This is a genomic window from Lysinibacillus sp. fls2-241-R2A-57 (genome assembly GCF_030209535.1).
GTDB lineage: Bacteria > Bacillota > Bacilli > Bacillales_A > Planococcaceae > Lysinibacillus.
In genome coordinates, this window is sequence record NZ_JARVRU010000088.1 from 1 (window position 1) to 6,609 (window position 6,609).

Annotated in this window: 8 protein-coding genes; 6 read left to right on the plus strand and 2 right to left on the minus strand. The window is 37.9% G+C overall.

The genetic code is table 11. The features are described from left to right. A partial coding sequence (locus QRN68_RS15060) for a hypothetical protein (protein WP_285397717.1) occupies nt 1-207 on the minus strand: 207 nt, incomplete at its 3' end. Beyond that, a complete protein-coding gene (locus QRN68_RS15065) occupies nt 183-476 on the minus strand; it encodes a hypothetical protein (protein ID WP_285397718.1) in 294 nt (97 codons plus the stop codon). The genes QRN68_RS15065 and QRN68_RS15060, both read right to left, overlap by 25 nt. 362 nt (nt 477-838) lie before the next feature. Here QRN68_RS15065 and QRN68_RS15070 point away from each other — a divergent pair, with 362 nt between their 5' ends. From QRN68_RS15070 to QRN68_RS15095, 6 genes are all read left to right on the plus strand, one after another. Continuing rightward, nucleotides 839-1,045, plus strand: a complete 207-nt coding sequence (locus QRN68_RS15070) for a thymidylate synthase (RefSeq protein WP_285397719.1) — start codon at nt 839-841, stop codon at nt 1,043-1,045. Nucleotides 1,046-1,146: 101 nt separating this feature from the next. Continuing rightward, on the plus strand, nt 1,147-1,557 hold the full coding sequence (locus QRN68_RS15075) for an Rrf2 family transcriptional regulator (RefSeq protein WP_285397720.1): 411 nt from the start codon (nt 1,147-1,149) through the stop codon (nt 1,555-1,557). 74 nt (nt 1,558-1,631) lie between these two features. After that, nucleotides 1,632-2,261 carry an NAD(P)-dependent oxidoreductase gene (locus tag QRN68_RS15080; RefSeq protein WP_285397721.1) on the plus strand — a complete coding sequence of 210 codons (630 nt, stop codon included), beginning with the start codon at nt 1,632-1,634 and terminating at the stop codon, nt 2,259-2,261. 172 nt (nt 2,262-2,433) lie between these two features. Beyond that, nucleotides 2,434-3,009 (plus strand): histidine phosphatase family protein, encoded by a 576-nt coding sequence (locus QRN68_RS15085; RefSeq protein ID WP_285397722.1) that lies wholly within the window; start codon nt 2,434-2,436, stop codon nt 3,007-3,009. Nucleotides 3,010-3,616: 607 nt separating this feature from the next. Next, nucleotides 3,617-5,035, plus strand: a complete 1,419-nt coding sequence (gene aspA / locus QRN68_RS15090) for an aspartate ammonia-lyase (protein WP_285397723.1) — start codon at nt 3,617-3,619, stop codon at nt 5,033-5,035. A gap of 142 nt (nt 5,036-5,177) precedes the next feature. After that, nucleotides 5,178-6,428: a methyl-accepting chemotaxis protein gene (locus QRN68_RS15095; protein ID WP_285397724.1), complete on the plus strand. Its 1,251-nt coding sequence runs from the start codon at nt 5,178-5,180 to the stop codon at nt 6,426-6,428. The last annotated feature ends 181 nt before the right edge of the window (nt 6,429-6,609 follow it).

Sequence of the window (6,609 nt, forward strand, 5' to 3'; positions counted from 1 at the left end):
AAGTGACGGATAGAATTCATAGCGATGGATAAAAGGGCCGAAGCGACGGAAAGAAAAGCTAGAGCGACGGATAAAAGGACCAAAGTGACGGATAGAAGAATCAGAGCGATGGATAAAAGGGCCAAAGCGACGGAAAGAATACAGAGTGACAGATAAAAGAGGCAAAGCGACGGAAAGAAGAATCAGAGCGACGGATAAAAAAGCCAAAGCGACGGAAAGAATACAGAGTGACGGATAAAAGAGCCAGAGCGACGGATAAAAGGACCAAAGTGACGGATAGAATTCATAGCGATGGATAAAAGGGCCGAAGCGACGGATAGAATCATCAAAAACGTGGATAGAACCGCCAGAAACGTGGATAGAACCGTCAAAAACGTGGATAAAACCGCCAAAACGACGGAAAAACCGCCAAACCGACGGATAGAACCGTCAAAATGCCAGATAGAACCGCCAAAGCAGCCAAAATAGAGATCCATATTTTATAAAGAGCCAAATTTTCTAGCACTTTATATAAAGGATGTTTTAATTTTTGAAATTTCTTCCGATATAAGTTTTAATCTGGAAATTTTAACGAACAGTAGAGGTGAATGATGTGAGGAGATCATTGGTTTTTCTAATAGACGGAAGAGAGCGTGAGCGGCATTTAAGGACGAAATTGCTTACGAATACTCCTCAAATAAAAGTGGAATCTGAGCTACCCCACATCTCTACAAAATTAACACAGGAGCAAATACATATAATGATGCAGGTCATTGAGGAAATTCGCCTTCAACCTTATAAAGAAAGACTATAAATGTAAGCGCCTTCTAAGCTATAATAGCTTAGGAGGTGTTTTATGATGAACGTGATATTTATCGAAGCGTTTTCAGGTACAGAGCTTTTACAAATGGTGTCACATGATGTGGCAGGCATATTAGCAGCGGCACAGGGGGAAAGTGTGACGTTCCCAGTTGGCCATTTTAAGTATGAATTTCATAATTTAGACTTTTATGAGGAAGATGGAGAAATACGACAAGAATTAGTCATTTATTTGAAGAAAGTATAATCATCGTATAGTACTTCTCAAAACGGCAGGGATAAATAGAGCAATTCATTTGCTTATATTTCAATCTGTAACTATAATAGTTACAACAGGTGGTGATACATATGGTGAACAGTCGATTTTCGGTAGCGATCCATATACTTTCGCTCATTGCAACAACATCTGATAAAAGCCAGCTGACATCTGATTATATCGCAGGGAGTGTTAATACAAATCCAGTTGTCGTGCGCCGAATGATCGGGGTATTGAAAAAAGCGGGTTTGCTTTCATCTCAATCAGGTATTGCAGGCTATGACCTATTAGTAGAGCCAAAAGATTTAACGCTATTAGCCATTTACCATGCGATTAATGGGCCACAGCAGCTATTTGCGATTCATGATGAGCCAAATCCAGATTGTACGGTTGGTCGAAAAATCCAATGTACTTTGGAAGATGTTTATACATCTGTCTGGCATGCAATGGAAGAACAGCTTCAAGCACAAACTTTACAGAATGTGTTAGATCAACTTCGTTAAATGACGAAGTCGGTCTTTTGTATCTAACCTGTAACTAAAGCGGTTACAACTGAAAAATGGGAGGAATTATGAGTATGAAAATTGCAGTAATTGGCGCAACAGGGAAAGCAGGGCAAAAAATTGTAGAGGAGGCACTACAGCGAGGGCATGATGTAACTGCGATTGTCCGTTCAGCTTCGAAAGTAACAACAAATATTCATGTTCTTGAAAAGGATGTTTTTGCATTATCTCAAGAAGATGTGAAAGGCTTTGACGTAGTCGTAAATGCGTTTGGCGCTCCTTTTGGTCAAGAGGAATTACATGCGAAAGCTGGCCGTCATGTAATTGATATTTTCACTGGCATTGATACAAAATTAGTTGTTGTCGGTGGTGCGGGTAGTCTGTTTGTCGACCCAGAGAAAACGATACGCGTAATGGATACACCAGATTTCCCGGAAATGTTTTACGCGACAGCTAAAAACCAAGGTGAAAATTTACATGACTTGCAACAATCCACTATTACTTGGACATTTTTAAGTCCATCTGCTTTCTTTGATCCAGAGGGTCCACGTACAGGTAGCTATACGGCTGGAGAAGATCAATTATTAGTGAACGATGCTGGAGAAAGCTATGTCAGCTATGCAGATTACGCCATTGCGGTATTAGATGAAATTGAAAAACCTAAGCATGTAAACAGCCGTTTTACAGTGACTTCTAATAAATAATTAAGAAATCGAGTATAAAGTAAGTGTATTATTAATTATTTCATTATAATAATTTATGTTAAAGACAGAATGACGCATTTATGTTGATTCTGTCTTTTTCCTTTAATACCTATAAATTTTGAGGATGTTATATACTATTTTTAAAAATGGGAAACAAGGGGGTGAATAAACAATGGAGATATGTTTAGTTCGACATGGAGAAACAGATTGGAATAAGGAAGGGAGATTACAAGGGCGTATGAACATTCCTTTAAATCAAGCAGGAGTTGATCAAGCAAATGAATGTGCTAATCATTTGTCGACAACAAATTATGATTTGATTATTACAAGTCCATTACTTCGTGCAAAACAAACAGCTGAAATCATTTCAGAAAAAATGTCAGTACCGATTTTAGAAATGAATCATTTTATTGAGAGAAATTATGGTGATGCAGAAGGATTGACAGTTGTGGAACGTACATCTAAATTTCCTAACAGAAATTACCCTAATCAAGAACCAAGAGATAGCTTAACGAAGCGTGTAATGGAAGCACTACATTTTATTTATCAAAGTGAGAAAGATAAAAGAATTATTTTAGTATCACATGGAGGAGTGATAAATGCTATTTTAGCAGCTATTTCAAATAATGAAATTGGTTCAGGTAAAACAAAGTTAGGAAACGCCTGCTTATCTGAAATTAAATTTGAAAAAGATAAATGGACGATTCAATACTATAATCAAACTAGTCATTTGTCTACGATGACATAAGTTGTATTAATTAGGCTCATCAACAAAAATTGTGGATGATATTTGTTAAAACGTATGCCATATAGGGGTTGATCTTCGTTACGGCTGGGTGACTCCTAGGGGATTAGCGTCACAGATGAGACCCTGGAGCGAGCATACAGAGGAACGAAGGCTAAAAACATCACGTCCTGTGATAACGCCTTCGTGACCTACATCGTGTAGGCCCAAGCGGCTCATCGAACGCCCCCTGGAAGCTCTGCTCTGCGCGAAAGCGAAGCGTCAGCGGCAAAGCGCCCAGTCGGAACGGAAATCAAGTACACGTTTTGGTGAAGATTCATTAATTAAGCGTTTTGGCACAATTTTCAAGATGGTTGACTAAATTTGGTGCAACTCTCTTGTTATCTTTACTTTAGCTGTTCGAATTAATTGCCAATATTTTTTTGAATTTTCGAGGAAATTCCTTATCTATTCATCAATTCTTCTTTTGAAAGCGATTTTTACTGTATATTAATGTTAATAGTAGCGCTTAGTTTATGAATTTTTCATTTTACAGATAAATGACTGTTTACAACACGGCATTTATTAGCTACTATCAAGTGTGAGTAAAACATCAAAGGAGACGACAATTATGTCCACACAACGTATTGAAAAAGACTTTTTAGGTGAACGTGTATTACCAGGCAATGCTTATTACGGAATTCAAACGCTTCGTGCAACTGAAAATTTCCCAATTACAGGTTACACGATTCACTCTGCTCTTATTAAAGCAATGGGTATTGTAAAAAAAGCAGCTGCATTTGGTAATATGGAGGTACACTTACTTTCAAAAGAAATCGGAGATGCAATTGTCGAAGCTTCACAAGAAGTTATTGATGGCAAGTGGGATGCAGAATTTATCGTAGACCCAATCCAAGGCGGTGCTGGCACATCTATTAATATGAATGCCAACGAAGTCATTGCTAACCGTGCCCTAGAGATTTTAGGCAAGGAAAAAGGGGACTACCATACAATTAGCCCAAACAGCCATGTTAATATGTCACAATCTACAAACGATGCTTTCCCAACAGCTATTCATATTGCTGTGTTGAATTTGATAGATGAATTACTTCTTACAATGGAAAATATGCAAGCGGTGTTCCACCAAAAAGCGGAGCAATTTGCGCATGTTATTAAAATGGGTCGTACGCATTTACAAGATGCTGTGCCGATTCGATTAGGACAAGAATTTGAAGCATACTCTCGTGTTATCAGCCGTGATATTGTTCGCATTCGTCAAACTCGCCCAAATTTATATGATGTGAATATGGGGGCAACTGCAGTTGGTACAGGATTAAATGCATTCCCTGATTATATTCAATCAGTAGATGTTCATCTTGCTGAAATTTCAGGTTTGCCACTTAAAGGCGCTTCCCATCTAGTGGATGCAACACAAAATACAGATGCTTATACAGAAGTATCAGGCGCATTAAAAATCTGTATGATTAACATGTCGAAGATTGCCAATGACCTTCGTTTAATGGCTTCAGGTCCACGTGCTGGCTTAGGGGAAATCATTTTACCAGCTCGTCAACCTGGTTCGTCTATTATGCCAGGGAAAGTAAATCCTGTTATGCCAGAGGTTCTTAACCAAGTTGCTTTCCAAGTAATTGGTAATGATCATACAATTTCATTAGCATCTGAAGCAGGACAATTAGAGTTAAACGTAATGGAGCCTGTACTTGTTTTCAACTTAATTCAATCGATTAGTATTATGAATAATGTTTTCCGAGCATTTACGCAAAATTGCTTAAAGGATATTGAAGCAAACGAAGATCGCATGAAAGAATATGTGGAAAAAAGCGTTGGCGTACTAACAGCAGTAAACCCACATATTGGTTATGAAGTAGCTGCACGACTTGCGCGTGAAGCAATCCTAACTGGTCGTTCTATTCGTGAGCTTTGCCTTGAACAGGGTGTATTAACAAAAGAGCAATTAGATTTAATTCTAGATCCATATGAGATGACACATCCAGGTATTGCAGGATCAAGTATTATGAAATTAAAATAATGTTTATAAAAGCACTTTGTGAGAGCAAAGTGCTTTTTATATGTCTTTCACCTTACAAAAGTTGGGCTTTTTTCTGTTAATTTTAGGATAATTCGACTATAATAAGTACGTTGGAATAATATTATAGTTGGAGGAGATTAGTATGAGTTTACGAAAAAGAAGTGTCATTGGCTTTACTATTTTAAATGTTCTAATGATTGTTATTTTAGTTATAGATCTAACAAATATTAGATCATTAGAATGGCTATCTACTGTTTTAACGATGCTAGGGATTACTATAACAATATCCTATATATTCTATGTAAAATATAAAATTATTAAGCCGATTAATGAATTAGCAGCATCTGCTCAAGCGATAGCTGAGGGGAAATTACATACTGCTCCTATTGAAGTGAATTCCAATGATGAAATTTCAAAGTTAGCTAAAGCGTTTCTAGAGATGGATGAACAAATACATACGATGACTCAAAAAATTGCGAGTAGTTCTACAGACCTATCATCGAGCATCGAGGAGCTATCAGCAAGTACAAATGAAATTACGATTGCCATTGATGAGGTTGACTCACAAGTAGGGAAAACGACAGAAGGTCTTAAGCAAGCTGCACAGTCTGCTAACGAAAGTGCCATTTCTATGCAGGAAACAGCTGACGGCATTGAACGCATTACCGTGGCAACGCAAGACGTATTTGATCATGCAAAAGAAGCAAATGAAATTGCAGGCAACGGAGCGGAAATTTTACACGTAGCTAAAAATCAAATGGAATTTATTTCAACTTCTACTGAAAAAACAAGCGAATTGATGCAACAATTATCTAGCAAAATGACGGATATTAAATCCATGACAGACATGATTACCGCTATTACAGATCAAACGAATTTGCTTGCATTGAATGCAGCGATTGAAGCAGCTCGTGCTGGAGAACATGGTAAAGGCTTTGCAGTGGTAGCGGAGGAAGTTCGGAAATTGGCAGAGCAATCCAAGCATTCGGCTACCCAAATTGTCGAGCTAGTAGTGGGCATTGAAAGCGATACAAAACAAGTAGCAACTTCTGTCGAAGAGGATTTGAAAAACGTTCAACAGGGTGTCTACGTCATTGATGAGGCTACAAAGTCATTTGGTACGATCTCTCAGCATGTTAGCAAAATGACAAACCAGCTAGAGGATATTTCTGCCACAGCTGAAGAGCTTTCAGGTAGCGCGAATGAAGTGACAAAATTAGTATCAACGATCGCCAATGGAATGGAAAGTTTGTCTAACTATACAGAAGTCGTTCTGCAGTCAGTAGATGAGCAAAGTGCCTCCATGCAAGCGGTCAATACGGTGGTATCAAATGACTTATGTGAACAAGCTGAAAATTTACAAAAACTTACACAGCGATTTAATGGACAATAATGTGTGATGAATGAAATATGAAAAAGGCTATTTTGCAGGGATAGATTATCTGCAAAATAGCCTTTTATTTGATTAACTGTTGTGATCAACTTTTCTGCTACCTTCGCTTAATACCTTGAATTAACTACAGGTGTGTTGATTAACCATTTTTATCCACCCTAATTAAATTAGAAGGATCTGA

Bases quoted from the DNA above. Each gene is read 5' to 3' on its own strand.
- QRN68_RS15075 (WP_285397720.1), top strand. From the start codon at position 1,147: ATGGTGAACAGTCGATTTTCGGTAGCGATCCATATACTTTCGCTCATT.
- QRN68_RS15065 (WP_285397718.1), bottom strand. From the start codon at position 476: ATGGATCTCTATTTTGGCTGCTTTGGCGGTTCTATCTGGCATTTTGAC.
- QRN68_RS15080 (WP_285397721.1), top strand. From the start codon at position 1,632: ATGAAAATTGCAGTAATTGGCGCAACAGGGAAAGCAGGGCAAAAAATT.
- QRN68_RS15085 (WP_285397722.1), top strand. From the start codon at position 2,434: ATGGAGATATGTTTAGTTCGACATGGAGAAACAGATTGGAATAAGGAA.
- QRN68_RS15070 (WP_285397719.1), top strand. From the start codon at position 839: ATGAACGTGATATTTATCGAAGCGTTTTCAGGTACAGAGCTTTTACAA.
- QRN68_RS15095 (WP_285397724.1), top strand. From the start codon at position 5,178: ATGAGTTTACGAAAAAGAAGTGTCATTGGCTTTACTATTTTAAATGTT.
- aspA (WP_285397723.1), top strand. From the start codon at position 3,617: ATGTCCACACAACGTATTGAAAAAGACTTTTTAGGTGAACGTGTATTA.